This is a genomic window from Chryseobacterium sp. NFX27 (genome assembly GCF_049887855.1).
Lineage (GTDB): Bacteria > Bacteroidota > Bacteroidia > Flavobacteriales > Weeksellaceae > Chryseobacterium.
The window spans coordinates 1-26,568 of sequence record NZ_JAGEKK010000031.1 but is presented as its reverse complement, the minus strand read 5'-3'; the positions used below and the strand labels follow the sequence as shown (position 1 = coordinate 26,568).

The following is a 26,568-nucleotide window of genomic DNA, read 5'->3' as shown; positions in this document are numbered from 1 at the left end:
ATTTCTCTTACAATTTGAAGCTTTAAACTTAAATTGTAATCTCTCTGTGTACGTTTGATGTACGCGGTTTCTAAATGTTCTTCCATAACGATTCTTTTTTTGTGTATCGATATTTCAGGACTAGACATTTTAATAATCTAAAAACCTTTTAATCAATGATTAGAAGGTTTTTTTTATCTTTGGTTAATATCTAATATTCTGAGTATGAGAAAATTTTATCTTCTAATTCTGGGATTTTTGGTCTCCCAGCAGTTCTATGGCCAGGATCAAAATATTGAAATGAAAGGGCTCATCGCAAAAGAAATGAATGCTTTTGCTAATAAAATGACCACCTACAATATTAATCCCAATACTTTAAATTATGACCTTCAGTATCAAAGAATGAATGTCACTTTAGATCCTGCAGTATATAATATTTCAGGTTCTGTAACGTCTCATTTCAAGCCTACTCAGAATATGAGCAGTATTTATTTTGATCTGTCTGATATCCTGGTCGTTTCTCAGGTGCAGTATCATGGAAGCAGTCTTACTTTTCAGCAGCTTCCGACAAAAGAAGTGAAGATAGATTTTCCGGCGTCAATTCCGGCCAATACCCTGGATTCGTTAACGATTCATTATTCCGGTGCTCCTTCTGCCACACAGAACGCCTTTGCAACCACTACACAAAGCGGCACACCTATTCTTTGTACGTTAAGTGAGCCTTATGGTGCACAGGACTGGTTTCCAACAAAACAAAGTCTTAATGATAAGATCGAAAGATTTGATTTTAAAATTACCACACCCTCACAGTATAGCGTTGCAGCTAATGGAAAACTGATGTCTGAAACAGTACTTCCGGGAAGTCAGAAACTTAGTTTTTGGAGAACAGCTTATCCCACATCGGCTTACCTGATTGCCCTTTCCATTACCAATTTCGTTAAATTGAATGATATCATGGGAAATCCGCCGTTTCCTTTCGTGAATTATATTTATCCGTCTACCAATGCGAATGCAACAAGTATGTCTAATATTGAATGGACAAAAACGATCATGAATACTTTTGAAACCTATTTCGGACCTTATCCTTTCCGTAACGAAAAATACGGACACATGGAATTTAAATTTGGAGGAGGAATGGAGCACCAGACCATGTCGTCCATGGGAAGCTGGAGTAAAGGGCTTATTGCCCACGAGCTTGCCCATCAGTGGTTTGGTGATAAAGTGACCTGTGGTGCCTGGAATGATATCTGGCTGAATGAAGGTTTTGCCACTTTCGGAGCTGTTCTTGCCAATGAAAAACTATTGATGACCAATGCCGAGTTCAAAAACTTTCTGCTGGGAGAGATTAATAATATCACTTCTGCTCCCGATGGTTCTACTTACGTTCCGGATTCCGGTCTTTCCAGTGTAAGCAGAATATTCAGTAACAGGCTTAGTTATACAAAAGGAGCTTATATTTTAAGAATGATTAAATGGATTCTTGGTGATACCGCTTTTTACCAGGCGATAAGAGAATATCATGCAAGACCGGATTTAGCTTATAATTATGTGAGAACTGCAGATTTTAATGCATCGCTGCTGCAGTCTACAGGAAAAGATTTTACAGGCTTTTTTAATGACTGGCTATACGGTGAAGGCTATCCTACCTATACGACAAAATGGAAACAGACCGGAAATCAGATCCTGTTTAAAGTTTCCCAGACCCAAAGCAGCCCTTCAGTAAGCTTTTTTGAAATGCCGTTACCAATCAAAGTAAACGGAACCGGCGGACAGACTGCTTATTTTGTTCTGAATCATATATCCGATAACCAGTATTTCCTGAAAACAGTTTCTTTCCCTGTAGCCAGTGTTGAGTTTAATTATGAATACCAGATCCTGGAGAAAAACTCTACAGTGATGCAGGATAATACATTAAGTGTGTCATCCGTAGAGAAGGAAGATTTTGCACTGTACCCCAATCCTGCCAAGAACGAAATTTATATAAAAGGAATTGACAGGGCAGTTGAATATTCCATTCATTCAATGGATGGGAAACTCATCAGAAAAGATATATATCAGCCCGGGAAATCAGTTGGAATTTCAGAACTTATTCCTGGAACTTATGTATTTACGATTAATGAAAAAAACATAAAGTTTTTAAAGCAATAGTATAAACAACATTCAGTTACTCTTCTAGTGGTAAGAGAACTGTATGTGAGCTTACAAATAACTTTTAATATGTGATAAACCTTCAGTAATGAAGGTTTTTCATTTTTGTTCTAAACAATTTAAAAAATTGGATAAAAGATATACAGAGGACGTTCAGCGGATAAGATTACATATATAAATTCCATTGTTAAATAATTTAATTGTTAAATGATACTGTGGAGGCTTTCAGATTAGAAAGGTCTTTTGTTTTCTGGATGCTGTTGCTGCTCTTTTTCTGGCAATTTTCACTTTGTATCTGAACCATTTTTCTTTAAAGAGCTTTCGCATGATGTTGTCAAAGTTCCTTGTTACTACCATATTTTTGAACCCGCGCCATTTTTCCAGAAAACTGGAGGGGAGCGCTCTTACAGAAACAGAATAGCCTTCAGTTTCATATTGTATATAATGCCACCAGCCGGAAGGAATATAGAGTGTCTCACCAGGTTTTAATACCGCTTCATACCCGTCCAGGTAGAGCAGAGCCGGGAACTCTCTGTAGTCCGGATCTTTAATGTTGGGTAAGCTGTGAAAGTTATAAGGCAGCTTATACATAAGATCCGACTGCTCCCAGGGGAAAAGCCATATCCTTTTGACCCCGTGAAATTGAGTGATAAAAACATGGGACATATCAATATCGATATGATTTCTGGTAACAGAACCTTCACCCCCAAAGAACATAAAAGGCAGCCATTTCAATATTTTCCCATTTGTAACATCATTATAATGAATGTCATCCTTAAGTTCCGGCCTGATAGAAAGCAGATTGAATAAAAATAATCTGTGTTCCGTAGGAGTGCTGCTGATCAGATCAAGATATTCAGCAAATGTAGTCTTACCGATCGGGCTGCTGGCCACTTTATCCAGAGATTCCAGTTCGCTTCCATAAATATTGACTTGGTGATTTCCAGCTATCTCTTTGAAATACTGATAATCCCATTTTGCGAATGCTGGGCTTTCCGGATCAATAAAATCCTCTAAAATAACAGGAAAACGCGGCTTCATATGGTTGTTTATAAAGCTCCTGGAACTTATTTTTCTAGCTTTTTGTATCGGAGTCAATCTCATATTCCTGAATTTACAGACAAATATAATTATTATCCTACTAAATTAGTAGACTAATTGTGTTAAAACTGAAATTGAATGTCTATTTTTAGAATTAAACTGATAAAAGCTGATATTTTAACGCCTTTTTATTAAATTAGCACATCTAAAAAATTACTAAAAATGATCTCTGAAAAATATCTTCAGCATTTACAGAACGAACTGCAAAACATTGAAAATGATGGTCTTTATAAAAGAGAAAGAATCATCACTTCACAGCAGAGTGCAGAAATTGAAGCGAACGGAAAGAAGCTTTTAAACTTTTGTGCGAATAATTACCTGGGTCTGTCAAACAATCCGGAAGTAATGAAAGCTTCCCAGGACATGATAGAATCTCACGGTTATGGAATGTCTTCTGTACGTTTTATCTGCGGAACACAGGATATCCACAAACAGCTGGAGAAGAAAATTGCAGACTTTTTAGGTCTTGAAGATACTATTCTGTATGCAGCGTGCTTTGATGCGAACGGCGGTGTTTTTGAGCCGTTGTTTACCGAAGAAGATGCTATTATTTCAGATGAACTGAACCATGCATCCATTATTGACGGAGTACGTCTTTGTAAATCGGCAAGATACCGTTACAAAAATAATAATATGGCTGATCTGGAAGCCCAGCTGATCGCTGCTTCCGAAAAGAATCACCGTTTCAAAATCATCGTTACAGACGGGGTTTTCTCTATGGACGGTATTGTCGCTGACCTTAAAGGCGTATGCGACCTTGCTGATAAATACAATGCTCTGGTCATGGTAGATGATTCTCACGCTACAGGTTTCATCGGGAAAACTGGTCGCGGAACTCATGAAGCTAATGAAGTGATGGGTAGAGTAGACATTATTACTTCTACATTAGGAAAGGCTTTAGGAGGAGCTCTTGGAGGGTTTACTTCCGGTAAAAAAGAGATCATTGATATGCTGAGACAGCGTTCACGTCCCTATTTATTTTCAAACTCACTGGCACCCGGAATCGTTGGGGCTGCTTTGAAAGTTCTGGATATGATCTCTGAAGATACTTCACTTCGTGACCAGGTAATGGAAAACGCTGAATATTTCAGAAAAGAGATGGTGGCTAGAGGATTTGATATTCCTGAAGGAGATGCAGCTATCGTTCCAGTGATGCTGTATGATGCTCCACTTGCCCAGAAAATGGCTGAAAAGCTGATGGACGAAGGAATTTATGTGATCGGATTCTTCTATCCTGTAGTACCGAAAGGAAAAGCAAGGATCAGAGTACAGCTTTCTGCTGCCCATACAAGAGCCCACCTTGATAAAGCAATTGCTGCTTTCGAGAAAGTAGGAAAGGAGCTTGGTGTTATTTCTTAACTAAAAATTCAGGATATAGATGCTTCGGCTTTGCTTAGCATGACAATGTTCATTATTACGTTTGATTTTTAAATTAAAATTAAAACAGTGAGTATAAGCGATGTCATGCTGGTGAAGACGAAGCATTTTTATAATATTTCTATCAAATATTTTTGTTATTAACATTATATTTGCCATTATTTTAAAAAATGCTTTATACAATAATCAAAGCACTGCACATTATCTTCATGGTAAGCTATTTTGCGGGAATATTTTATCTCGTAAGGATTTTTGTTTACTACAAGGATACGGATGAGTTTGCAGAAGAGAAAAAGAAGATTCTTAGAGAACAATATACTTTCATGGCCAGAAGACTGTGGAACATCATTACTGTTCCGGCAGGAATTATTATGGCAGTCTGCGGTATTGTTATGATCTTTCTGAATACCGGGCTGATGAAAATGCCCTGGTTTCATTTAAAACTGACTTTCCTGATCGGTCTTGCCGTTTATCATTACTGGTGCTGGAAAAAAGTACTGAAACTGAAAGAACTGAACGGAGAAACTATCGAAACACCTAATATCAAGCTAAGACAGGCCAATGAAATTGCAACGTTCATTCTGTTCCTGGTGGTTTTTACAGTGATCCTGAAATCTTCAGTTATTGAGTATTGGTGGCAATTAATTGCAGGATTTTTCGTTCTTGTATTTCTGATCATGATGACCGTTAAACTCGTTAATAAGAATAAAAAAAACAAATAATTGTTTAAGCAGAATGACTACATTCTACTTTTTACATTTTACAAAAAAACTATGATTGCAATTTTAAAGAAGGAACTTTGGAGTTACTTTGGAAACTGGAGCGCATGGGTGATCATCGCTGCATTCAGTCTCATCACCGCTCTTTTCCTGTTTTTTTTCGAAAATGATTCTAATATTTTCGACATCGGGATGGCCTCCCTGCAAAGTTATTTCGTACTGGTTCCATGGCTGCTGATGTTTATTATTCCTGCACTTTCTATGAAAACCTTTGCCGAAGAGCAGCAGACAGGAACGCTGAACTGGCTGTTTTCCCAGCCTTTAAAAGTTTCAGACCTGGTCGCAGGAAAGTTTCTTTCAGTATGGATTGTTGGGGTTTTATGCCTTATTCCTTCACTGATTTATCTTTATACCGTATATGTTTTAGGGGTTCCGGCAGGGAATATTGACCTTGGAATGACCTTCGGAAGCTATATCGGATTAATCGTGTTAATTGCAGCTTTCTCAGGAGTAGGGATTTTAGCTTCTTCGCTTTCTCAGAACCAGATTATGGCTTATCTGCTGGGCGTTTTTATGTGCTTTATCATGTATTTCGGAATAGAGCAGCTGGCAAGCTATAAGCTGTTGGGCGGTGCAGATTTTATTCTTCAGAATATTGGTTTTTATCAGCATTTTCTTGGCTTTACCAGAGGCCTTATAGATCTTAAAGATGTGGCTTATTTTATTCTGATCATCGGTGCTACGTTATTATTGTCCAACCATTTTATCACTAAAAAGAAGTAGCATTATGAAGAAGTTCAATATCAAATCTCCATTAGGAATTTTCTTGATTGCGGTGATCCCTTTGGTTATTCTGCTTACGTATTCAGGAATCAGATTAGATTTAACCAAAGAAAAAAGATATACCCTTTCGGATCATACGGTAAAGGTACTGGAATCGGTGAAAAAACCGCTTACGGTAGATGTTTATCTTGAAGGTGATTTTCCGGCAAGCTTTAAACAGCTTCAGAGCGAAACCAGATTTATGCTGGAAGAGTTCAGGAAGATCAACCCGAAGATTGATTTCAAATTTATTGATCCTATTAAAACAAAAATGTCCCAGGATACGCTGATGGCAATGGGAATGCAGCCTTCTGTTCTTCCGGATGTTAAAGACGGAAAGATTTCCCAGATTACCCTTTTTCCCTATGCTGTTATAAAATATGATAAAAGGGGAGTTTCTATTCCGCTGGTTGTACAGCAGGCGGGAATAGATGCCGATCAGCAGCTGACAAGATCAATAGAAGGTTTGGAATACAGTCTTGTTTCCAATATCAAGAATATTGCCGCCAATAAAAGAAAGAAGGTAGGAATCCTGGTGAATCATGACGAACTGGGACCTGAAGAGTTCCATAGCTTTATGCAGCTGGCACTGGAAAATTACGATGCAGGACCGGTGATCCCGAAAAACCAGACGGAGCTTACCCAGGAAGATCTTCCTTTGCTGAAACAGATGAGTGCTCTGGTCATTGCAAAACCGAGAAAAGCATTCACAGATAATGAAAAAGTGATCCTTGACCAGTTTATTATGAACGGCGGAAAAACGCTCTGGATGATTGATGCGGTAAATGCCGAAATGGATACACTGACAAGATCTCAAAAGGTAATGCCATTCCCTGTGGATATCAATATGACGGATTTCTTTTTCAATTACGGGATCAGGATCAATCCGGCTTTGGTAAAGGATGTAAAGAAATTTGCGCTGCTGAAACTGGTAACCGGTGAAGTAGGAGGGAACCCTCAATATACAAGTCTGCCGTGGCCTTATTTTCCTTTGGGAATTGCTGAAAATGACAATCCGATCACTAAAAATATCAACCCGGTAAAATTTGAATTTCCAACTTCTATTGATACTTTAGGCGGAAGAAAAAATATTAAGACAAAAGTACTTTTTGAATCCAGCGAAAGAACCCTGCTGAAGCAGGTTCCCAACTATGTAGATCTGAAAGAGATTGCCAGTGTAGACAGTCTGGGACAGATGGAAAAACCAAGCACCCCGAAAATTTTTGCCGTTGCACTGGAAGGGAAGTTTAATTCTGCCTATGCATCAAGAATTGAAAGAAAAGGTTATCCCGGATTTAAAAGTCAGAGTCCTGAAAATAAAATGATCATCATTGCAGACGGAGATGTAGGAAGAAATAAAATGCACAAAGGCGAGCCGCTTCCGATGGGGATTGACCGTCTCACCAATCAGGAGTTCGGAAACGAACAGTTTCTGAGAAATGCGCTGGATTATCTTCTGGATGACAGCGACCTGATGGCTCTCCGAAACAGAAATATTGAAGAAAGACTTCTGGACCGAAACCGTATTACGGAAGAAAAAGCAAACTGGCAGTGGCTGAACTTATTACTGCCTTTGGTAGTGATCGGCCTGTTGGGAGGATTGTTCTTCTGGCTGAGGAAGAGGAAGTTTGAATAATAGAAAAGAGAAACTCAGGTTTCTCTTTTTATTTTTGATTGTGTCTCATCCTAAGATCATTTTACTTTTGCAATGTGACACTATGTAACACTAGCTAACTTCTAAAAACGGTCACTTCAAAACAAGCTTCTAAATATTAATATTATTTTTAAATGCTAATTCTTGTATTTTATAAACTGTCGCTTCTTCGTTAATGAATCCTTCTTTTATATCAATTAATAACTCTTCCAATGTTACTTTATAAAGATTAGCTTCATTGTGAGATAAAAAAATTATTATCTCATTCAGAGCATTATTATACTCTTTCAATTCGTAATAGGCTAAATATTTTATTTGGGAAGCATATTCATTTTTATGATCTTTTTGTAACAATTTATCAGCTGTATCAATTGCCAAATAATATTCTTCTATATTATAAAAACAATTTGATAAAAATAATAATCTAAAATTTTCAGACTTTAAGGGAAGGTCTTCCAATTTATTTAAAATATTAATGGCTGATCCATATTGTTCATTATCCATTAAATCTTTGGCTTTCTGCAATTCTGTAATCATATTTTATGAATATATTCTATAATAGTCATTTGACTGGTAGTTGTGGATCCGGTTTATGTGTTGAATTCTTGAGTAGAAGTTAGCGAAACAGGGCGTAGTTTTATTGATTCTATCTTCTTATTTTAGATATTTTGATTATCCCTTTTTTATTTCCTGCTCCATTTATTTTAATTCTAATAGTATCCTTTAAATAGGACTAGTCACTGTCAGATTAAGTATTGACTAATTCAATTTATTTTTGTCCTTTAATCTGTATCGGATTTTCAGGACGAGACATAGTTATTATTCTCCGTGAGTATATTTAATCACTTTCCTTGTCTTTACGTTCACTTCTGCATAGGCTACGCCAGTGATTTCGTCTTTTGGATAAGAACCTTTAATGATGTATATGCTATCATCTTTCTTTTGTACTCTAAATGGTTTTTCTTTATTGTAGGTTTCCCATAAACTTCGTTCCATTTGTTTTCTGCAAGAGTTAAAGCAATGTTTTCATCAGAACCTGTAATTTCACTAGGTTTTAGTGGTCTATTTTTAGAACATGATACTAAAATAGCGCAGATGAAATATAAAATGTTTTTCATTATCTATGGTCTTTTTGAGATTGGTCTATTAATATTATTTCCTCTCTTTTTTTATCTTTTATTGTTTCCAAAATTCCATCAAATTTTGATTCAGTAGGATTAGGGTATCGTTTTGGAGTTTGCCTTGGTCTGTCTCCTTCTGATGGCAAAGGTGAAATTTCTGGATCGATCGTATTTTGTCGATTTTTTGATTTTGGATCACTAGGCATATCATAATTTAAAGTATAAGCTTTGCCAGTATTTACATCGAAATATTCTAACACTCCTCCAGGAGTTACTAAATAAGCACCTAGTTTTTGTTCTTCAGCATACCCAATGTCACCACCTAATTCACCTACTTCTCCTGAAAAATTTTCATCGTCATATCCGAGATCATCGTTCCCATGGGTATGAATGTAAGAGACAATTTTCCCACCTTTAGGGATATACTTGTTAATTTTATCTTTTGGAATACCGTGTGGATTCCCTTTAGCAGGAGTATTATAAGCATAATACGTTTTATTATCTACATCTATAGAGTAAATAAATGCTGCATATTCTCTTTTATTAAGAATTGATTTTCCATTGTATTGTTTCCCAAAATTTCTTGCAGCTTTATCTTGTGATCCAAATAATACATGTGGCTCTAATCCTTCTATTTCACGGGCGTCAATAATTCGATTTCCACTAAAAACGTAAGGAGACCATGTTGGATACTCTTCTGTAAGTGGATCCACATTAAAGAACCTTCCTACATCAGGCATATAGTTTCTCTACTTAAACGATTAAAAACCAGTCTCCTGCAATTCTTGTCCTTGGTACTTGTAATTCTAATATTTCCCAGCTCCAAAATAAGCATTTCCAGTTTTCAAATGATTCATCCCAAAAGGATAATAATCGTTGCTATCTACAATTTCAAGAGCACCTGCGCTGCTTCTTCCAAAGCTTACCCTTACATCCTAAATAATTTTTTATTGTAAACCACCGCAATTGCAGTGGTTATTTTATCTGTTCAAAGTCATAGACTTTGCGTAGCGGGGTACAGTTATTTTTTTAGATAAGAGTCTCTAGATTTAAATCCTGTAAATATTGCGGTTGTATCTACCTTTATATTAAATCCACCAATATTAGGTTTTATTTTTATAGAATTCTCATAAATTCTAGGTTTTCCGTAAAAAAGTAAAGTAATTTCATTATCGGAAAGATTAACGTCTTTCAAATTTGTAGAATTTACAAGGGTATCGGCCTTATCCTTTACTGGGTCATAAAGCAATACATAATCGGCGGTTGTATTTCCAATCAGTGAAAAATAAAACCATTCAATTGTTTTACCATTCGCTGGGATTTCTTTTAAATAAAGACGGTCTTTTTTACCCTCGTCCTTGCCTTTGCATCCTGTAATGATAGTGAGAACACAAAATAAAATTAGGCACTAACATACAATGTTACACCATTTTTTAATTAAAAAAGAGGCTGTCTCACTTTTGAGACAGCCTCTTTTTATTATAATCTTCTAATTAAGTATTGTTTATCCTTCCAGAGCTGGAACAATATGTTCCCACTTCAGCTGTTTCGCATAGTCCAGAGCGGTTTTTCCGTTGTTAGATTTTACATTTTTATCTGCTCCGGCTCCCAAGATAATTTTTACAGATGTAAGATTTCCGGCGATGGTTTCTCTATGAAGAAGGGTAAGTCCGTTTTCATCTTTGTTGGTAAGTTCGTCAGGATATTCCTGAAGGAACTTTAGGAATTCACCTTCCATATTTCTGCTCATCGGATGCTCGATAAGGTTTTCTGGCTTTTCATCCTGTTCGTTTACCAGCTGTATATCATTAAAGTCACCGAAATCAAGCTGCCACGCGTCGTCGTGCTCTTTTCTTTCATCTTCCGGCATATCGGCACGCATTTTATGAATGGTAAATCCTCCGTAAGTTTTCGGCAAAGGATTGGCGGGTGAAGAAAACAGTTTGGAAAGTCCTTTGGGCTGCTTAACAGTAGGAGTGATGGCAAAAAGCCAGTCGCTGATCTCATTCAGTGGGATCTCAAAATAATCTCCGGCCTGGATGTTGGTAAGGTTGTTGGGATTGTTAATAAGGAATCCGCTTACAGTATCACCGTCAAAATCAACCTCATTGATCCACATGTGTTCTACTGTATTTTCTCCTGTTTCAGGATCTTCCTCGCTGAAGGCCGCTTTTACGAAGGCTAGGTCAAGACCGGGGATAATTCTTCTGTTTTCCCAGGACTGTTCCCGCCAGAAATACTTAAAGGTTTCTCTTGCTTTTTCATAGGCTTCGATCATTTTAGGGTCTTTCCCATCGGTAAATATAAACGAATTCTCTTCCATTGTGATTGGTGATTGTTATTTAATAATAGAATGATGTAGGATTTAAAAATGTTGCACAACACTTTTAAACCCTACATTTTTTATGTTAGATTAAAGATATAAAATGTTTGTTTTTTTGTAAATTGAAGTTCCTTATTCCTGGTCTACAGTTTCAGGAAGCAGTCGGGCCGTCTTATAATAACTTATGTCAGTTGGAATTTTGCTTTGCAGATCCTTAAAAGTAGAATACTCATAATGTTCCCATTCCAGGTCATTATCAGGGTTGGGTGTTTTATCTATAGCCAGTTCAAGTTTTCCGTCTTCCTGATAGCTGAACTCTATAGCTGCATATTTTTCGCCGTTTTCATCAGAAGTGTACCAGCATTTTGTAGTTCTTTCCGGTATAGGTTCCAGAGTTTCAGTATCCAGGATCTGGGAACAGATAAAATTTTCAGGATCGTCCTGATAAAAAACTGTTTTTGAGATCAAAGGCTTTTCATCTACGGTTAATGAATATATTTTGTTGGTGGCAATGATGAAGTCTCCGGCAGATTCCCTCTTCTCAATATCGAAAAGATCAGATTTTTTCTTCAGATAATGTATAATCTGCTCTTCATCTTCATCGTGGCTCATAAAATAATTAATATTATATATTCCGTCTTCAGCGAGAAACTCAATTTCTTTCAGTACTTCGGAATCTTTTTCATAATAATATAAATGATAATCGTCCAATTTCTCTGCTTTTGCTTTAGAAATCACTTCTCCAAAAATATTTTTATATACTTTTTTCATGGTTGGTAGTTAATGTATGTAGTGTTATCAGTGTATTTGTTTTCCTCCTTTGTTGCTGCTTTTGTATGCTTTTATATTGATGATAAAAAGTTTAAAGCAATTGATTATGCAGATTTACAGTACTGCATTTTCAGGGCCATTTTTTATATTTTATACTATTTCTTATAGTCACGGCAGAAATTCTTTATTTACATGCCAGGAAAGCACAAGAAAGCAGTCAGAATGACATTGCTTATTTTTAAGGTTTTGGTAAGAGAGAAAATGTCTGTACCATCTGAACTTTTTCTCACAGGCATACGGACCGTCTTTGAGCTTAAAATTCTCATCTCTGTATTCAGTTTTCATGGGTTAGTTTTTGTGAATGCAAATATATTTAAAATCAAAGAATTACAGAATTATAAATGTATTTTTATAAAGGATTTTTGATAATAAATAACGGAGAACAGATTGACTCAAGATGTAGAAATTTATTTGGTATCTTCATTTTAATAACTGCAGTAAAATATTCCCTGTAAAATCATTAAAAAATTCAAATCATCTATTGAAACACTGCCGTGCAGTGAATTAAACATCCTTTATAAAATCTTCATATTCATAATAAAATCTCTCAAAACCATCCATTTTCTCCCGGAAAAACTCAAAAGTTTCCTGCCATGTATTTTTATTGAATATGGAAACGTTATGTTTTTCAACCCAGATTTTACTGATGACTTTTCCATTATCAAGGGTAAAATGCTCTTCCTTTTGAAAGTCGCCTATAAAATCTTTCAGAATGTCTTCCAAAGACCATATCTTTTCATAATAAGCATTCCGAAAGACTTCATCTTTCATTTCTATATCCAATGAGACTGCTGCTTTTTTATTGTCAGCATAAAATTTAAATGACAAATCCTTGATTTTGGTGTCATACAGAATCCATTTTCTCGGAAAAGACTTTCCAAAGGCCGTCCAAAATTCCTTTTTTAGCTGCTGTGCTTCTTGTTTACTGAACATATGAACAAACTTAAGAATTTAATGGCAAAGGAACAACGTTATCAAACGTTAATGTATCAATTGGAGAAAATAACTTTTATGATCATCATTCTCCATTTATCTAATTCAAACTATTTTCTTATTTTTGCTGTAATGCTTTCAAAAAAATCCCAATATGCTTTTAAAGCGCTTTCATACCTTGTAGAAAAAAGGAATGATGGCCCCGTCCTTATTTCCGAAATAGCGGAACACAAGAAGATTCCTTTGAAGTTTTTAGAAAATATTCTGCTGGAACTGAAAAAAGCGGATATCCTTGACAGTAAAAAAGGAAAAGGGGGAGGATACTTTTTAAAGGGAAATCCTGAAAATGTAAAACTGGCAAAGATCATCCGGCTCGTAAACGGTCCCATTGCCATGTTGCCGTGTGTCAGCTTAAATTTCTATGAAAAATGTGAAGACTGCAATGAAGACCATTGCGGACTGCATGATGTACTCATAGAAGTCCGTGATGCCTCTCTGAATATTCTTGAGAAAAAAACTTTGATGGATCTGGTCGACTGACCCGGTCCTTTTTTTTGAATAATTAGTCTACTTGTTTGGTAGGATAATATTTTTATTTGATATTTGCAATACTCCAAATGCTTCAATCACCCTGAAAGCAGCTTTGTTTCAGTTTTTATGAATAAAATAAGACTATAAACCGGAGCTATAATGATATTGTAATATGATAATTTCAAGAAAAATCCAGATCAGGCTCAATGTATTCTTTATTACAGCTGCAGTATTGCTGATTGCTGTTTTATCCATGTATGAAATGGGCTATCTGGATGAACTGCTGAATATTCTGGCCAAAGACAATTATATTTTTTACTGGATGATGCTGGTCGGTGTTTTCGCAGAGATTGTAGCCGGATCCATGGGAATGGGCTATGGAGTGATCTGTACAACCACTCTTTTGTTCCTGAATATTCCCCCTCATATTGTAAGTGCCAGTATTCATTCTGCTGAAAGTTTTACCACAGCAGCAGGAAGTTTAAGCCATATCAAGCTTAAAAATGTGAGTAAAAGTTTAGTTAAGAAACTGGCGGTTCCCGCAGTGATTGGAGCTATTATTGGTGCGGTAAGCCTGACTTATTTAGGAGAATATTATGCCAAGATCACAAAGACACTTATTGCTTTCTATACCCTTTACCTGGGAATTCAGATCCTCTCTAATGCTTTTAAAAATAAGCAGAACAGAGCAATGAAAAAGAAAACCAATCTTACAAGGCTTGGTGTAATCGGAGGCTTTATAGATTCATTTGCCGGAGGAGGCTGGGGGCCGCTGGTTACCGGAACCCTTATTAAAAATGCTTTCACGCCCAGATTTGCGGTCGGCAGTTCTACCGTTGCTAAATTTATCCTGACCCTCACCGCTGCCATAACTTTCTTCTTTACCCTTGGGATCCAGCACTGGAATATCATCCTTGGACTTTTGATAGGAGGGATCATTACAGCTCCCTTTTCTGCTATGCTTACGGCAAAACTTCCTGTTAAAAAAATGTTCCTCGTTATAGGAATCCTTGTTATAGTGATGAGCTCCATAACTATTTATAAATCAGTTTTCAAGTAAAATTTATGGGTTTTACTGAAAAATAAATGAATCAAAAACATGTTTAGCTTTGAAAATATTCTACTTTTACATCTAAATAATAGAACATGAATTTGCATATAGTAGCGCTTTTTAAGTTTAACGAAAACTACCTGATGGACGCTGTGGAACTGTTTCAGAACCTTGTAAAAGAGACCAGAAAAGAAGAAGGATGTCTTCAGTACGATCTTATTGAGGATAAAGATAACAAAGGGACTTTCTTTCTGATCGAGTTGTGGGAAAGTGTTGAACACCACAACAGACACAACGGGCAAGACCATCTTCTGGATTTCCGTAAAGATGCTTCAAAAATCATGGAAAGCTCTGCAGAAGTTTATAAAGGGTTTAAAATTTATTGATTTAAAAATTTAACCATTTAAAGATTTAAGAAATTGAAAGATTTAATGGTATTAAGATTTTAATCTTTGCATTCTTAAATCATTCAATTAATATTATATATAAAAGGCGGTCTCAGTATTCTGAAACCGCCTTTTGATTAGAAAAAATAGAAAGTATTAAAATTTTGAGTTTATTTTACGATAAGTTTCTTCGTTTCCGTACTGCCTCCGAAAGTGATTTTCACTAAATAATTTCCTGCAGTAAGATGGGATAAGTTCAGATCCTGCTTGTAAAAGCCCGTCTGATTGGTCAGTTCGGCAGTATGTACTTTTTTCCCAGTAAGGTCGTAAACCTCGACGCTTCCCTTGTTGTTAGCCTTTTCTTTTACATCAAAAAGTACAGTCACCTTTTTGTCTGCCGTGGTAGGATTTGGATAGATTCCGAAAGATGCTTTTTTGCTTACTTCCGTTATTCCTAAAGTAGCCGTGATCTTTTTGTATTTAAAATACATATCTCCGGTAGAGGCACCTCCGTTGGTCGTGAAATACATTCTGTAGTATTCATTACCTTTTTTCACGTAATACACCACATTATTATAAACATTTCCGATCCCTTTCCATGAATGACCGATTGTAGTAATGTTGGAAGAGAAATTAGCATCAGCAGGTGTGGAGAATGCAGCGGTTTCCTGGGTTTCAGGCTGTACTTTTGCTACTTTTACACTAGGTCCCTGGATGGCTCCTGTAAGAGGATACATCATCATATTATTATAGAAAGTGTAATACTTCGTAAACATAAAGTCCCACGCATTTTTAGACGGCTCCATATTGGGAACTTTTGCTCCTGTAGTAAATGAGAAATAGTTGAAATAGGCATCGTCCGATCCGTTGGCCATGGTTCTTGTTTCAGTAGGGCCCCATGCTGTTCCGTTCCATTTGGAATATTTGAAAGTATATCCAGCAAAAGCATCTTCAATGGCAAATTTCACATAGGTATTGGATGTAGTATATTTTAAAACAAAAATTGCTTTCCCTTCAATATGGTGGTTCATAGGATTGTATACGCCCCAGCCTGTTGATGGAATATTAGGATTAGGCGATGTAACAGGACCTTGTTCAAAAGCTCCCTGGCTGATATCAGTTGTTTGGTCAGGGTTATATAACGGCTCACCCCAGTTGGCAATATTGCTGATATTAATATTATCCCAGTCTGCCAGATTCGTAGAAGCAGTATACACTTCAATATTCAGGGCATCATTCACTCTGGAACCAAATGCGAAATTGGAGTTTCTGTAAAAAGCGACATCCCAGGTATTCGCCGGCTGGGAAACCATATTTCCGTCGGCTAGGTTAAAAAACACACGATTCTGGTAGGAAGGTCCCATCGTCATATTTGCCTGCGTGTATCCTAATGCATCAGTTTGTGCCAGAACAGTCTGCTGAACAGAAAGAGCCAATACTGAAGCCAATAATAGTTTTGTTTTCATAACATCTTTTTTTAATTATTATTTAGAATGATTCCACAAAAGTAGATAATTATTTTTAATCATTCTAAATAAAAACATGATATTTATCGTGTTTTCCAGGTATTATATTTTAAAGACAGCCTTATTGTGTACAAAAGAGCCGGCCGGAAATAACTCCCGGCCGGCTTCATAAAGGCATAATACTAGTCTAATAAACCTTATTTTTTGATAAATTTAGATTTCACTACCGAACCTTCAGCAGTTTCCACCAACATATAGTAAACTCCTGTCTGAAGTCCGCTGATATCAAATTTCTGTCCTTTTAATTTTCCTTCCGCTGTTTTTTGGCCTGCAGCCGAATAAACCTCTATCTTTTTGGGTTCTGTTTTTGTGATGAATTCTAAAGAATTATTGTCTGAACTTACAGCAAATCTGAAGTTCTCTTTGGATTTTCCAGTATCATTAACTCCTAAAGTAGTAGAAGTATTGTAAACAACATTATCTATCTGTACAGCTACGTGAGTTGCACTTGGAGTAAATTTGAAAACAATATAAGAGCCTGTAGAAGCAGGAATATTAACACTTATATTTTGGGTTACCCCAATTGTAGTTACATTAACTAAATTACCTACAGGTACAAAAGTAGACATATCGGCAGGGTTTGAGGCGACTCCGATCTGAATAGTTCCAGGACCTGGAGACGGAGAAACCAAAGTAGTTGTAAAAGTGAGCGTCTTATTTCCTGCAGGAACATCGATCTGAGGAGAGATTAAATAAGACGGAGTGGCTGCATTATTTCCGGCATACGACTGGATAAATCTCTGTGTATTGTCGTTGTCCAGAGCAGCTACGATCATTCGCGGTGGTGCCGGCGGAAATACTCCGGTTATGGGAGCAACTACAGCAGACCAGCCTCCCTGTGGGAAAGTCGTTGTTCCAATAGTAAAGTTGTTGAAATTTTCATTAAGCGTAGCTACCTGTGCATGCGCTGTAGCAGCTGTAAACATTAATGTTCCTAAAAGTAGTTTTAATTTCATAACGTTATTTTTATTTAGAATTGTTCTACAAAAATAAGTATTTATTTTTAACTATTCTAAATAAAGCATTATATTTGCCAAAATTTTTTGCTTTATGAAGAAGAAAGTGCTTTCCGTTCTATCATTATCCATTGCCTTTTGGATGAGTGCACAAGAAAAAGATTCTCTTAATAAAAATAAAATAGAGGAAGTTGTTATTACAGGACAGTACACACAGCAGTCCATCAATAAATCAATATATAAAGTTGAAGTTATAGATGCCCAGCAGATCAAAAATATGGCAGCTACGAATGTTGCGGATGTTTTAAATCAAAGTCTTAATATCCAGATTACCCCGGATACCCGGTCGGGAAACTCTACAGCGAGCATGATGGGGCTTGATGGCAATTATGTAAAGGTGCTGATAGATAATATCCCCGTAGTAGGTGATACTGGATTGGGAAGCAATATTGACCTTACAAAACTTTCACTGAATAATGTAGAAAGGATAGAGATTGTAAAGGGAAGCATGGGAGTGGAATACGGTAATGGAGCAGTGGCCGGAGTCATTAATATCATCACCAGGAAAAGCAATACAAAAAAGGTAAGCGTAAGAGCATCCCTTCAGGAAGAAACGGTAAGGGATAATTATGATCTTAAGAAAAAAGGAAACGGAAGGCATATCCAGAATCTTAATGTAGACTATAATATTGATAATAACTGGTTTGCCAATATCAGTTTTAATCATAACCAGTTTATGGGCTATGAAGGCGAGAGTAAAGGCTACAAATACTTTGAAAGAGATAATCAGAGAGGTTTTGAGTGGAATCCTAAAGATCAGTACGATGCCTCTGCATTAATACGGTATTCGAAAAATAAAACTTCTTTCTACTACAAGCTGTCTTATCTGTACGAAAAGTTCAATTTTTACAATCCGGAAGTTAACAGAATCCCTCTGAATGACGGAATGGGCGGTGCACTTTACGAAAGTATAGACCGTGAATATAATACCAGACGATGGGGCCATCAGTTTAATATTCAGACCAATATCGGAAATATCCGGTATATGGGAGATTTCTCTTACCAGAACCAGGACAGAAAATACCAGGATTACAATTACGATATCCCAAACAGGTCTGTCAGAATCAGCAGAGAAGACAGGTCTTATTACAAGACAGATGTAATCTATTCAAGAGGAATGTTCAGTAATTTCCTCAATAACAAGACATTCGATTTCCAGCTTGGCTATGAACTGGATTATACCAATGGGTATGCAGCGCTGATTGCCGGAGATTTCTTTGGTGAAGCAGTGAAAAGAAAGATTTTTACCTATTCCAACTTCCTTTCTGCAGAATGGAATATCTCGGACAGATTTTCTGTAAGACCGGGTGCAAGACTTTCCGTCAGTGAAAATTTTGACAACCAGTTTAATTACTCGCTTTCGGCAAGATATAAGACCTCCGAAAACTCCAATTTAAGGGCTGTGGCAGGTACTGCAAACCGTTTTCCTACCTACGATGAGCTTTATACCTATTTTGTGAATATCAATCACGATGTACAGGGGAATCCTGATCTGAATCCTGAAAAAGGTTTTTCAGCAGGTGCTTTCTGGGATCAGAATTTTACCGCAAATGACTGGAAAATAGGGTACAGCATTAATGCATTATATCTGGACGTACGGGACAGAATAGAAATGGTACTCGTAAAAGATCCCTCTACCTATAAGTATATGAATATGGACAAGTATAGAAATATGCTGTTCTCTGCCAATGTAGACTTTAAAAAAGATCAGCTGGCATTATCCTTAAGAGGTTCTCTAAGCGGAACTTCAGTTGGTCTGAACGGACTTTATCATACATCACCTACAGACTACCAATACCTTGTTCAGGCAGGAGCATCAGCCAATTATAAATTAAAAAATACCAAAACCGCTTTTGCCCTTTACTATAAATATACAGGCCCCGGAAGAAACTACGTGCTGGAAACTGAAGCAACCGGTTTCAGACTTGGAAAAACAGATGACTTTCATATGATGGACTTTATCGTAAGCCAGCCGTTCTGGAAAGATCATATGGAACTTTCTGTGGGAGTGAAAAATATATTTGATGTAACGACTATTAACACAACCGCTACTGCCGGGACTGCCCATACCGGAGCGGCTGACCGTCTTAATCTGTATTACGGAAGAAGCTATTTCGCAAGATTAATCTATCAATTCTAAACAAAAAGCTACCCTTATGAACTATTTAAAAATATTCGCGTTTTTTTCAGCTATCACTTTACAGTCCTGTGTTTCAGCTGATGAAGATCCCGTTCCGGCACCGCCTATTACCGGATCTGTAGTAGAAGTCAAAGTAGGAGGCGCTACCGAACCGAATCAGGTCTGGATAGATCTGAGTGATTATGAAAAACCTTCTGTCAATAAAAGAACAGATTGGGACCTTGGTTTCTATAGCGGTGATGGATTTCATGTAGTGATGAACTCTTCCCTTGCCATGACAGTGGCAAAAGTTCCCAATAAAACGGATCTTAAAACGGTTACTGAAGCAGATGTTGCAACCCTTAAAGGAAGCATAATGGTTGGTACATTCGATCCTGCCAATATGCAGTATATTGATCATCCGAACGGTAATTTCCTTACCCAGACTTCAGGAATCGAACCTATTAAAGAAAATGATGCGGAAAACCCGGTGTATCTGTTAAATCTTGGAAGAGATATTCCGTCTTCTGATAATATAGGACCAGGCTCTGTTAGTTTATCCGGTGCTGCCAGAGGCTGGAAAAAGATCCAGATTTTCAGAGCACTGAACGGATACAAAATACGTTACGCTGATGTAGGTAATACAACAAGCTACAGTGAGTATTTCGTTCCAAAAGATACAGACTATAATTTCACTTTTTTCAGTTTTAATAGCGGAACACCGGTGAAAATTCAGCCTAAGAAAAAAAGTTGGGATCTTGGCTTTACCACATTTACCAATGAAGTCTTTACAGCACCGGGAGTAAGTGCCGGAAGCTATTTCTTTGCGGATTTTGTGATAACAAATACTCTTAACGGAGTAGGAGTATACCAGGTAACCGCGGCAGGAAACCTTGATCAGGCTTACAATTCATTTAAATTAGGAGATGTAGATCAGTCAAAATTTATATTTAATGACCAGAGAGCTCTTGGTGATAAATGGAGAACTACGACGGGAACAACGGATAACCCGCAGCCCCATGTTTATGCAGACCGCTTTTTTGTCCTGAAAGATGCTGAAGGCTTTTACTTTAAGCTAAGATTCAATACCATGAAGAGCGAAGACGGACACCGCGGTACTACCAATTTCGAATTTGACCCTTTATAATAATCAAATAATAGTATATCATGAAAAAATTAATCCTTGCAGCTTCCATTCTGATGGCAGTATATTCATGCAAAAAAGCAGAAGATGTTAAAAAAGAGAATACAGCAGAAACCTCTTCCGAAGCTCCGAAAACCAATAACAAAATCGTTACCCTGAGTGGCGGAATTACAGAAATTGTAAGCGCACTGGGCCACGAGAAAGAAATTGTAGGAACCGATGTTACCAGTACCTACCCTTCAACACTAAAAGCTACTGCAAAAGACCTTGGACACGTAAGATCCATGACGATAGAGCCGATTATGGCGGTAAACCCTACTTTAATTTTAGCTTCAGAAAAAGACATCAACCCTGAACTGATGACTAAGATCAAGTCTTCAGGGATCCAGGCAGAGATTTTTAAACAGGAATACACGGTGGAAGGAACAAAAAAACTGATCGCTGATGTAGCAAAAGCAATAGGAAATACAGATTATCAGAAATTAAATGATAAAATTGATGCTGATCTGAAGCAAATTCAGCCCATTGCCAAAAAACCGAAAGTATTGTTCATCTATGCAAGAGGAAATATGCTGATGGTTTCAGGAAAAAATACACCTATGGCCTCTCTGATCGGTCTTGCCGGAGGAGAAAATGCAGTGAACGATTTCGAAGATTTCAAGCCGCTGACACCGGAAGCGGTTGTAAAAGCTAATCCGGATATTTTATTCTTCTTTGAAACAGGTCTTCAGGGTGCCGGCGGAAACGAAGGTGCTCTTAAAATGCCGGGCGTAGCACAGACCAACGCAGGTAAAAACAAGAAGATTATCGCAATGGATGGAGGATTGGTTTCAGGTTTCGGACCTAGACTAGGAGAAGCAGCAGTAGGATTAAACAAACTTCTAATTGAGAACACAAAGTAAATTATACTTTTATCTGACTATAGGTGCCGTACTGCTTGTTATCATAGCAGTACTGGCGCTTAACACAGGAGTCTACGATTTTGGTGGAACATCAGCCTTCAAAGTTTTATGGCAATATATAAAAGGTGATCCGGGCTTATCTTTAAGCGATAAATATGTGATCTGGGATGTAAGAGCATCCAGAATTATCATGGCCATTCTGATAGGGAGTATGCTTGCTGTTTCAGGGACAAGTCTGCAGGGATTGTTCAAGAATCCATTAGCGACAGGTGAAGCAATAGGCTTAACTTCCGGAGCTACGTTACTGGCTGCCATTGCCATTGTTTTAGGAGGGTATTTTAAACAATATCTTCCTGAAGTAGTCCAGTTTTCACTGGTAGGCATTTCAGCTTTTTTAGGAGCTTTATTAGCCATGTTGCTGGTATACAGGATTTCTACAAGTGCCGGAAAAACCAATGTTGTCATGATGCTGCTAAGCGGTGTAGCCATTACATCCATCGGCTTTTCCATTACAGGATTCCTTATTTATATATCAAAAGATGAGCAGCTAAGAGATCTTACATTCTGGAATATGGGAAGTCTGGCTGCTGCTACCTGGACAAAGAATATTGTTCTGGCAGTAGTGATCGTTATTTCTTACGCAATTTTGCTTCCAAAAGGAAAAGCTCTGAATGCGATGATGTTAGGAGAAAGAGATGCCCAGCATTTAGGAATAAATGTTGAAAAACTGAAAAAGCAGATTGTGGTCATCACCTCATTAATGGTGGGAACCTGTGTGGCGTTTTCAGGAACGATTGGTTTTGTAGGTCTTATTGTACCTTATATTTTAAGACTTTTATTTAAATCAAATTATGTTTTCATTTTACCATTGTCAGCGGTTTTGGGAAGTGTTTTACTGTTGATAGCTGATACATTCAGCCGCAGTATTGTGGCACCGTCAGAATTGCCGATCGGTATTTTGACCTCCCTGATCGGAGGACCTATCTTTATCGCTATTTTAATTAAATTTAAAAAATCACTCTAATGATAAAAGCACATCAGATCAATTATCTTCACAAGGATTTTCATATTCTTGAAGGGGTTGATGTTTCTTTAGGGTATGGCGAATTTTTAGCGATTGTAGGGCCCAACGGAGCCGGAAAATCAAGCCTGCTGAGTGTTTTAGCCAATGAAATAAAACAGGGAAAACAGGAGATTTTATTTAAGGAAAAATCTATTTCAGACTGGGAAGTGAAAGTATTATCTCAACATAAATCTAAATTTTCACAACATAATTCCAACGAGATTCCTCTGGATGTAAAAGATGTGGTCATGATGGGACGCTATCCGTATTTTGATTCCCAGCCCCGTAAAGAAGATCTTGAAGCGGCCAATAAAATGATGTATGAAACGGATGTTTATCACCTGAAAGACAGAGAATACAACACACTGTCCGGAGGGGAAAAACAGCGCGTCCATCTTTCAAGAGTAATGGCCCAGCTTGAAAATGAGATTGCCCACAAACTGGTATTTCTGGATGAACCGCTGAATAATTTAGATATAAAACACCAGTACAAAGCTTTAGAGATTATTAAAAATTTCACCAAAAAAGCCAACAGCGCTATTGTTGTATTGCATGATCTGAATCTTGCTGCACAATTTGCCGATAAAATTTTATTGATGAAATCAGGAAAGGTTGCCGCATACGGAACGCCGCAGGAAGTATTTACTGCTGAAACGATCAGCCAGGCATACAATTTTCCGTGCACCATCTGCGGACACCCCATTACCAATAACCCAATGATCATTTTTGGATAACCATGGAAAAAGATGAATTAAAAATCCTCGCGCAGAATCTCGCTAACCCACAGGGAGAAAAAGGCATAGAGATCGGCGAGATGATGAATGCGACCAACATCAGCATGACATTGGAAAGCATCAAAACACTTTTAATAGAAGATGATGAGCACATCCTTGAAATAGGACACGGCAATGCCGGACATCTGAAAAATATTTTAAGCAGAGCCCAAAATCTGAAATATACAGGAGTAGATATTTCTGAAACCATGTACAATGAAGCCAGAAAGCTCAATAAAGATTTTGAGAGTCAGGCTGATTTTGTATGGTATGAAGGAAAAAAGCTTCCTTTTGAAGACAAAACTTTTGACAAGATATTCACAGTCAATACCGTGTATTTCTGGGAAAATCCGGTTGAATTTCTCAATGAGATCTACAGGGTTTTAAAAAATGACGGTACTTTCGTTCTTACTTTCGGACAGAAGAAATTCATGGAAACGCTGCCGTTTACAGAATACAATTTCACCATGTACAGCAACAGCGAAATGGAGCAGCTTGTTTCCAAAAGCCACTTCAAAAGAATGAAAATTTCTGAAAAAGAAGAAGATATACCAAGTAAATCAGGAAACGAAACGATCCATAGAATTTATACAGTTTTAACCATAAAAAAATAAAATAATGAGCACATTAGTTAATGATTTAAAGGAAAAATGGGAGGCTCTGAAAGCCGAAAATCCACATATAAGAATAAGAAATGCTGCAACACAGCTGGGCGTAAGTGAAGCTGAACTATTGGCAACAAGTATAGGTGAAGGCGTAACAGTCCTTAAACCTGAGTTTCCTGCTATCCTTACCGAAGCAGAACAGCTGGGTAAGGTAATGGCTCTTACCCGTAATGACGAATGTGTACAGGAAAGAAAAGGAACCTACCAGAACGGTGATTTCAGCAGTCCGCATGCACAGCTTTTCGTAGGAGAGGATATTGACCTTAGAATTTTCCTTAACCACTGGAAATCTGCATTTGCAGTAGTGGAAGGAGATAAAAAAAGCCTTCAGTTCTTCGGAAAAGACGGTCTTGCCCTTCATAAAATCTATCTGACAAAAAACAGTGATGAAGCCGCTTTCGATGCCATTGTAGAAAAATTCAGAGCAGAAGACCAGAGCCAAGCTTTCACTATTGAAGCCGTAGCGGCAAAAGCTCCTGAAAAGGCTGATTCTGAGATTGATGCTGAAGGATTCAAAAAAGCATGGACAGAATTAAAAGATACCCACGATTTCTTTATGATGACAAGAAAATTCGGGGTAAGCAGAACCCAGGCATTAAGACTGGCTCCGGAAGGATTTGCTAAAAAGATAGATAATTCAAAAGTGGTTAATGTTCTGGAAGATGCTTCAGAAAAGAATATTCCGATCATGGTATTCGTTGGAAACCGAGGCATTATCCAGATCCATACAGGAAATGTGAAGAAAACACTTTGGCACCAGCAGTGGTTCAATGTAATGGATCCGGATTTCAACTTACACCTGGATGTTACGAAAATTGCAGAAGCATGGATCGTTAAGAAACCTACTGAAGATGGTGAAGTAACGGCTATTGAAGTATTCAACAAAGAAGGGGATTTCATCGTTCAGTTCTTCGGAAAAAGAAAGCCTGGCATTCCTGAACTTCAGGAATGGAAAGACCTTGTAGCAGAATTAGAAAAATAATAATTAGATGATTTTTAATAGGCCGTTTTGTTTTTTAAATTCAAGGCGGTCTTTTTTATGAATGTCTGAGCAATATTTAGATTTGCTGAAGAACAAAGAAATGTAATTTTCAAATTTGTTTGAACCACAAAAGTCACAAAAGTTTTTTGGTTTTGAACACTTTAGAGCACTTTGGTTTTAAAAGTTTACCATCCTGAAAAATAATAAGAACATATAAGCTGAAAATCAAAGATTTTCATAGAAACTTAAGTGTACTTCTTGTGCATAATATTTAACTTTAGAAATAACTAAAGTATTAAAGTCTTTTGTGACTTTTGTGGTGTAAAATCAGCGTAAAAACCTGTGATATTTGTAAAGAATCATTGGTGTAATTTGTGTTAAATAAAATAAGAATGAGAAATATTTTCATCGCCATTTTGCTGGCCGGTTTTTGTTCGTTAAGCGGACAGGATTTTAAAGCCTACCAGTTTTATGACAAAAAAGGAAAGGAAGTAAAAACAGATAAACTGATTAAAGAACTGGCTGAATATGATGTTGTTTTCTTTGGGGAGAATCACAACAGCTCTATCAATCACTGGCTTCAGCTGAAAGTGACGGAAGGTTTATTCCAGAAGAAAAACGGACAGCTCATTTTGGGAGCAGAAATGTTCGAAAGAGATAACCAGACTCAGCTGAATCAATATTTAAGCGGACAGTTCGATGCCAAAACATTAAAAGACTCCGCCAGGTTATGGAACAATTACGCGACGGATTACAAACCGCTCGTTGATTTTGCCAAAACTAAAAAGCTGAACTTTATTGCGACTAATATTCCGAGGAGATATGCGTCTCAGACTGCAAAAGAAGGACTGGAATCTCTGAATAAATTAAGCGCTCAGGAGAAAGCTTATATTGCTCAGCTTCCGATTAAAGTCACACTCGATACTCCCGGTTATCAGGAAATGAAAGCGATGATGGGAGATCATGCCGAAGGAACAAAAGTAATGAACTTCATTTCGGCCCAGGCTACAAAAGATGCCACCATGGCTGAATCTATCCTGAAAAATATGCAGGCCGGAAAAACTTTTATCCATTACAACGGTAACTATCACAGCAAGGAATTCGGAGGAATCTACTGGTATATTAAGCAGAAGAACCCGAATCTTAAAATGGCGGTAATCTCAGTTTTTGAATCTGAAGATCCTGAGCTGAAGGTTCCTGCAAAAGAATATATCCCGACAGATTTCAACCTGATTATTCCGGCAGATATGACGAAAACTTTTTAAAATTCAATAGAAAGAGGCTGTCTCAAAAGTGAGACAGTTCTTTTTTTATGCGCAAAAAAGGAAAGCTCAAAGCTTTCCCAGTTTTTGCAAATTGATTAATTTGCTGTGTGTTAAGTAAATCAAAAATAGTCTTTAAA

The 26,568-nt window shown here is 37.2% G+C and carries 26 protein-coding genes; 16 read left to right on the top strand and 10 right to left on the bottom strand.

The genetic code is table 11. The features are described from left to right. The first annotated feature begins 204 nt into the window (after positions 1 to 204). A complete protein-coding gene (locus J4Q03_RS20965) occupies positions 205 to 2,127 on the top strand; it encodes a M1 family aminopeptidase (RefSeq protein ID WP_426050048.1) in 1,923 nt (640 codons plus the stop codon). Positions 2,128 to 2,352: 225 nt separating this feature from the next. Here the strand turns inward: J4Q03_RS20965 and J4Q03_RS20960 are convergent, their stop codons facing one another. After that, positions 2,353 to 3,231 (bottom strand): cupin-like domain-containing protein, encoded by an 879-nt coding sequence (locus tag J4Q03_RS20960; RefSeq protein ID WP_426050047.1) that lies wholly within the window; start codon positions 3,229 to 3,231, stop codon positions 2,353 to 2,355. A 159-nt stretch (positions 3,232 to 3,390) separates the two neighbouring features. On the opposite strand from J4Q03_RS20960, the gene kbl reads away from it, so the two are divergent. The 4 genes from kbl to gldG all read left to right on the top strand — a co-directional run bounded on the left by kbl (position 3,391) and on the right by gldG (position 7,782). Next, complete coding sequence (kbl, locus tag J4Q03_RS20955; protein WP_426050046.1) at positions 3,391 to 4,587, top strand: glycine C-acetyltransferase; 1,197 nt, start codon at positions 3,391 to 3,393, stop codon at positions 4,585 to 4,587. Between the two features lie 188 nt (positions 4,588 to 4,775). Beyond that, positions 4,776 to 5,327, top strand: a complete 552-nt coding sequence (locus J4Q03_RS20950) for a CopD family protein (protein WP_034707934.1) — start codon at positions 4,776 to 4,778, stop codon at positions 5,325 to 5,327. Between the two features lie 51 nt (positions 5,328 to 5,378). Then, the gene (locus J4Q03_RS20945; protein ID WP_111960437.1) at positions 5,379 to 6,107 is read left to right on the top strand and encodes an ABC transporter permease; all 729 of its coding nucleotides are present in this window, start codon (positions 5,379 to 5,381) and stop codon (positions 6,105 to 6,107) included. A gap of 4 nt (positions 6,108 to 6,111) precedes the next feature. Continuing rightward, a complete protein-coding gene (gene gldG / locus J4Q03_RS20940; RefSeq protein WP_426050045.1) occupies positions 6,112 to 7,782 on the top strand; it encodes a gliding motility-associated ABC transporter substrate-binding protein GldG in 1,671 nt (556 codons plus the stop codon). Positions 7,783 to 7,911: 129 nt separating this feature from the next. Here the strand turns inward: gldG and J4Q03_RS20935 are convergent, their stop codons facing one another. The 7 genes from J4Q03_RS20935 to J4Q03_RS20905 all read right to left on the bottom strand — a co-directional run bounded on the left by J4Q03_RS20935 (position 7,912) and on the right by J4Q03_RS20905 (position 13,008). Beyond that, positions 7,912 to 8,337 carry a hypothetical protein gene (locus J4Q03_RS20935; RefSeq protein WP_426050044.1) on the bottom strand — a complete coding sequence of 142 codons (426 nt, stop codon included), beginning with the start codon at positions 8,335 to 8,337 and terminating at the stop codon, positions 7,912 to 7,914. 282 nt (positions 8,338 to 8,619) lie between these two features. Then, positions 8,620 to 8,796, bottom strand: a complete 177-nt coding sequence (locus J4Q03_RS20930) for an NTF2 fold immunity protein (RefSeq protein ID WP_426050043.1) — start codon at positions 8,794 to 8,796, stop codon at positions 8,620 to 8,622. Positions 8,797 to 8,917: 121 nt separating this feature from the next. Continuing rightward, complete coding sequence (locus tag J4Q03_RS20925; RefSeq protein WP_426050042.1) at positions 8,918 to 9,661, bottom strand: DUF4329 domain-containing protein; 744 nt, start codon at positions 9,659 to 9,661, stop codon at positions 8,918 to 8,920. Between the two features lie 764 nt (positions 9,662 to 10,425). After that, on the bottom strand, positions 10,426 to 11,244 hold the full coding sequence (locus J4Q03_RS20920) for a DUF2314 domain-containing protein (protein ID WP_426050041.1): 819 nt from the start codon (positions 11,242 to 11,244) through the stop codon (positions 10,426 to 10,428). 132 nt (positions 11,245 to 11,376) lie between these two features. Next, the gene (locus tag J4Q03_RS20915) at positions 11,377 to 12,015 is read right to left on the bottom strand and encodes a hypothetical protein (RefSeq protein WP_426050040.1); all 639 of its coding nucleotides are present in this window, start codon (positions 12,013 to 12,015) and stop codon (positions 11,377 to 11,379) included. A gap of 168 nt (positions 12,016 to 12,183) precedes the next feature. Next, positions 12,184 to 12,360 (bottom strand): hypothetical protein, encoded by a 177-nt coding sequence (locus J4Q03_RS20910; protein WP_426050039.1) that lies wholly within the window; start codon positions 12,358 to 12,360, stop codon positions 12,184 to 12,186. Positions 12,361 to 12,579: 219 nt separating this feature from the next. Continuing rightward, the gene (locus tag J4Q03_RS20905; RefSeq protein ID WP_426050038.1) at positions 12,580 to 13,008 is read right to left on the bottom strand and encodes a DUF4268 domain-containing protein; all 429 of its coding nucleotides are present in this window, start codon (positions 13,006 to 13,008) and stop codon (positions 12,580 to 12,582) included. Between the two features lie 132 nt (positions 13,009 to 13,140). Between J4Q03_RS20905 and J4Q03_RS20900 the strand changes: the two genes are divergently transcribed. The 3 genes from J4Q03_RS20900 to J4Q03_RS20890 all read left to right on the top strand — a co-directional run bounded on the left by J4Q03_RS20900 (position 13,141) and on the right by J4Q03_RS20890 (position 14,976). Continuing rightward, entirely contained in the window at positions 13,141 to 13,548 is a 408-nt protein-coding gene (locus tag J4Q03_RS20900) for an RrF2 family transcriptional regulator (protein ID WP_034706128.1), read from the top strand. Between the two features lie 163 nt (positions 13,549 to 13,711). Beyond that, on the top strand, positions 13,712 to 14,599 hold the full coding sequence (locus tag J4Q03_RS20895) for a sulfite exporter TauE/SafE family protein (RefSeq protein WP_426050037.1): 888 nt from the start codon (positions 13,712 to 13,714) through the stop codon (positions 14,597 to 14,599). 86 nt (positions 14,600 to 14,685) lie between these two features. Continuing rightward, on the top strand, positions 14,686 to 14,976 hold the full coding sequence (locus J4Q03_RS20890) for a putative quinol monooxygenase (RefSeq protein ID WP_116011384.1): 291 nt from the start codon (positions 14,686 to 14,688) through the stop codon (positions 14,974 to 14,976). A gap of 170 nt (positions 14,977 to 15,146) precedes the next feature. Here the strand turns inward: J4Q03_RS20890 and J4Q03_RS20885 are convergent, their stop codons facing one another. Both J4Q03_RS20885 and J4Q03_RS20880 read right to left on the bottom strand, forming a co-directional pair. Continuing rightward, a complete protein-coding gene (locus J4Q03_RS20885; protein ID WP_426050036.1) occupies positions 15,147 to 16,442 on the bottom strand; it encodes a T9SS type A sorting domain-containing protein in 1,296 nt (431 codons plus the stop codon). A 197-nt stretch (positions 16,443 to 16,639) separates the two neighbouring features. Continuing rightward, entirely contained in the window at positions 16,640 to 17,458 is an 819-nt protein-coding gene (locus J4Q03_RS20880) for a choice-of-anchor J domain-containing protein (protein WP_426050035.1), read from the bottom strand. 94 nt (positions 17,459 to 17,552) lie between these two features. Between J4Q03_RS20880 and J4Q03_RS20875 the strand changes: the two genes are divergently transcribed. The 8 genes from J4Q03_RS20875 to J4Q03_RS20840 all read left to right on the top strand — a co-directional run bounded on the left by J4Q03_RS20875 (position 17,553) and on the right by J4Q03_RS20840 (position 26,431). Beyond that, positions 17,553 to 19,658 (top strand): TonB-dependent receptor plug domain-containing protein, encoded by a 2,106-nt coding sequence (locus J4Q03_RS20875; RefSeq protein WP_426050034.1) that lies wholly within the window; start codon positions 17,553 to 17,555, stop codon positions 19,656 to 19,658. A gap of 16 nt (positions 19,659 to 19,674) precedes the next feature. After that, positions 19,675 to 20,784, top strand: a complete 1,110-nt coding sequence (locus J4Q03_RS20870) for an HmuY family protein (protein ID WP_426050033.1) — start codon at positions 19,675 to 19,677, stop codon at positions 20,782 to 20,784. A gap of 20 nt (positions 20,785 to 20,804) precedes the next feature. Continuing rightward, complete coding sequence (locus J4Q03_RS20865; protein ID WP_426050032.1) at positions 20,805 to 21,683, top strand: heme/hemin ABC transporter substrate-binding protein; 879 nt, start codon at positions 20,805 to 20,807, stop codon at positions 21,681 to 21,683. Continuing rightward, a complete protein-coding gene (locus J4Q03_RS20860) occupies positions 21,667 to 22,707 on the top strand; it encodes a FecCD family ABC transporter permease (RefSeq protein WP_426050031.1) in 1,041 nt (346 codons plus the stop codon). Before J4Q03_RS20865 ends, J4Q03_RS20860 begins: the two co-directional genes overlap by 17 nt. Next, positions 22,707 to 23,480 (top strand): heme ABC transporter ATP-binding protein, encoded by a 774-nt coding sequence (locus J4Q03_RS20855; RefSeq protein ID WP_426050030.1) that lies wholly within the window; start codon positions 22,707 to 22,709, stop codon positions 23,478 to 23,480. Before J4Q03_RS20860 ends, J4Q03_RS20855 begins: the two co-directional genes overlap by 1 nt. A 2-nt stretch (positions 23,481 to 23,482) precedes the next feature. Then, positions 23,483 to 24,133, top strand: a complete 651-nt coding sequence (locus tag J4Q03_RS20850) for a class I SAM-dependent methyltransferase (RefSeq protein WP_426050029.1) — start codon at positions 23,483 to 23,485, stop codon at positions 24,131 to 24,133. Positions 24,134 to 24,137: 4 nt separating this feature from the next. Further along, positions 24,138 to 25,166: a hemin-degrading factor gene (locus J4Q03_RS20845; RefSeq protein WP_426050028.1), complete on the top strand. Its 1,029-nt coding sequence runs from the start codon at positions 24,138 to 24,140 to the stop codon at positions 25,164 to 25,166. Positions 25,167 to 25,558: 392 nt separating this feature from the next. Next, positions 25,559 to 26,431, top strand: coding sequence for a ChaN family lipoprotein (locus J4Q03_RS20840; RefSeq protein ID WP_426050027.1), 873 nt, complete (start codon positions 25,559 to 25,561; stop codon positions 26,429 to 26,431). Positions 26,432 to 26,568 lie beyond the last annotated feature (137 nt).

Coding starts and splice junctions, on each gene's coding strand:
- J4Q03_RS20965 (WP_426050048.1), top strand. CDS start 205: ATGAGAAAATTTTATCTTCTAATTCTGGGATTTTTGGTCTCCCAGCAG.
- J4Q03_RS20960 (WP_426050047.1), bottom strand. CDS start 3,231: ATGAGATTGACTCCGATACAAAAAGCTAGAAAAATAAGTTCCAGGAGC.
- kbl (WP_426050046.1), top strand. CDS start 3,391: ATGATCTCTGAAAAATATCTTCAGCATTTACAGAACGAACTGCAAAAC.
- J4Q03_RS20950 (WP_034707934.1), top strand. CDS start 4,776: ATGCTTTATACAATAATCAAAGCACTGCACATTATCTTCATGGTAAGC.
- J4Q03_RS20945 (WP_111960437.1), top strand. CDS start 5,379: ATGATTGCAATTTTAAAGAAGGAACTTTGGAGTTACTTTGGAAACTGG.
- gldG (WP_426050045.1), top strand. CDS start 6,112: ATGAAGAAGTTCAATATCAAATCTCCATTAGGAATTTTCTTGATTGCG.
- J4Q03_RS20935 (WP_426050044.1), bottom strand. CDS start 8,337: ATGATTACAGAATTGCAGAAAGCCAAAGATTTAATGGATAATGAACAA.
- J4Q03_RS20930 (WP_426050043.1), bottom strand. CDS start 8,796: ATGGAACGAAGTTTATGGGAAACCTACAATAAAGAAAAACCATTTAGA.
- J4Q03_RS20925 (WP_426050042.1), bottom strand. CDS start 9,661: ATGCCTGATGTAGGAAGGTTCTTTAATGTGGATCCACTTACAGAAGAG.
- J4Q03_RS20920 (WP_426050041.1), bottom strand. CDS start 11,244: ATGGAAGAGAATTCGTTTATATTTACCGATGGGAAAGACCCTAAAATG.
- J4Q03_RS20915 (WP_426050040.1), bottom strand. CDS start 12,015: ATGAAAAAAGTATATAAAAATATTTTTGGAGAAGTGATTTCTAAAGCA.
- J4Q03_RS20910 (WP_426050039.1), bottom strand. CDS start 12,360: ATGAAAACTGAATACAGAGATGAGAATTTTAAGCTCAAAGACGGTCCG.
- J4Q03_RS20905 (WP_426050038.1), bottom strand. CDS start 13,008: ATGTTCAGTAAACAAGAAGCACAGCAGCTAAAAAAGGAATTTTGGACG.
- J4Q03_RS20900 (WP_034706128.1), top strand. CDS start 13,141: ATGCTTTCAAAAAAATCCCAATATGCTTTTAAAGCGCTTTCATACCTT.
- J4Q03_RS20895 (WP_426050037.1), top strand. CDS start 13,712: ATGATAATTTCAAGAAAAATCCAGATCAGGCTCAATGTATTCTTTATT.
- J4Q03_RS20890 (WP_116011384.1), top strand. CDS start 14,686: ATGAATTTGCATATAGTAGCGCTTTTTAAGTTTAACGAAAACTACCTG.
- J4Q03_RS20885 (WP_426050036.1), bottom strand. CDS start 16,442: ATGAAAACAAAACTATTATTGGCTTCAGTATTGGCTCTTTCTGTTCAG.
- J4Q03_RS20880 (WP_426050035.1), bottom strand. CDS start 17,458: ATGAAATTAAAACTACTTTTAGGAACATTAATGTTTACAGCTGCTACA.
- J4Q03_RS20875 (WP_426050034.1), top strand. CDS start 17,553: ATGAAGAAGAAAGTGCTTTCCGTTCTATCATTATCCATTGCCTTTTGG.
- J4Q03_RS20870 (WP_426050033.1), top strand. CDS start 19,675: ATGAACTATTTAAAAATATTCGCGTTTTTTTCAGCTATCACTTTACAG.
- J4Q03_RS20865 (WP_426050032.1), top strand. CDS start 20,805: ATGAAAAAATTAATCCTTGCAGCTTCCATTCTGATGGCAGTATATTCA.
- J4Q03_RS20855 (WP_426050030.1), top strand. CDS start 22,707: ATGATAAAAGCACATCAGATCAATTATCTTCACAAGGATTTTCATATT.
- J4Q03_RS20850 (WP_426050029.1), top strand. CDS start 23,483: ATGGAAAAAGATGAATTAAAAATCCTCGCGCAGAATCTCGCTAACCCA.
- J4Q03_RS20845 (WP_426050028.1), top strand. CDS start 24,138: ATGAGCACATTAGTTAATGATTTAAAGGAAAAATGGGAGGCTCTGAAA.
- J4Q03_RS20840 (WP_426050027.1), top strand. CDS start 25,559: ATGAGAAATATTTTCATCGCCATTTTGCTGGCCGGTTTTTGTTCGTTA.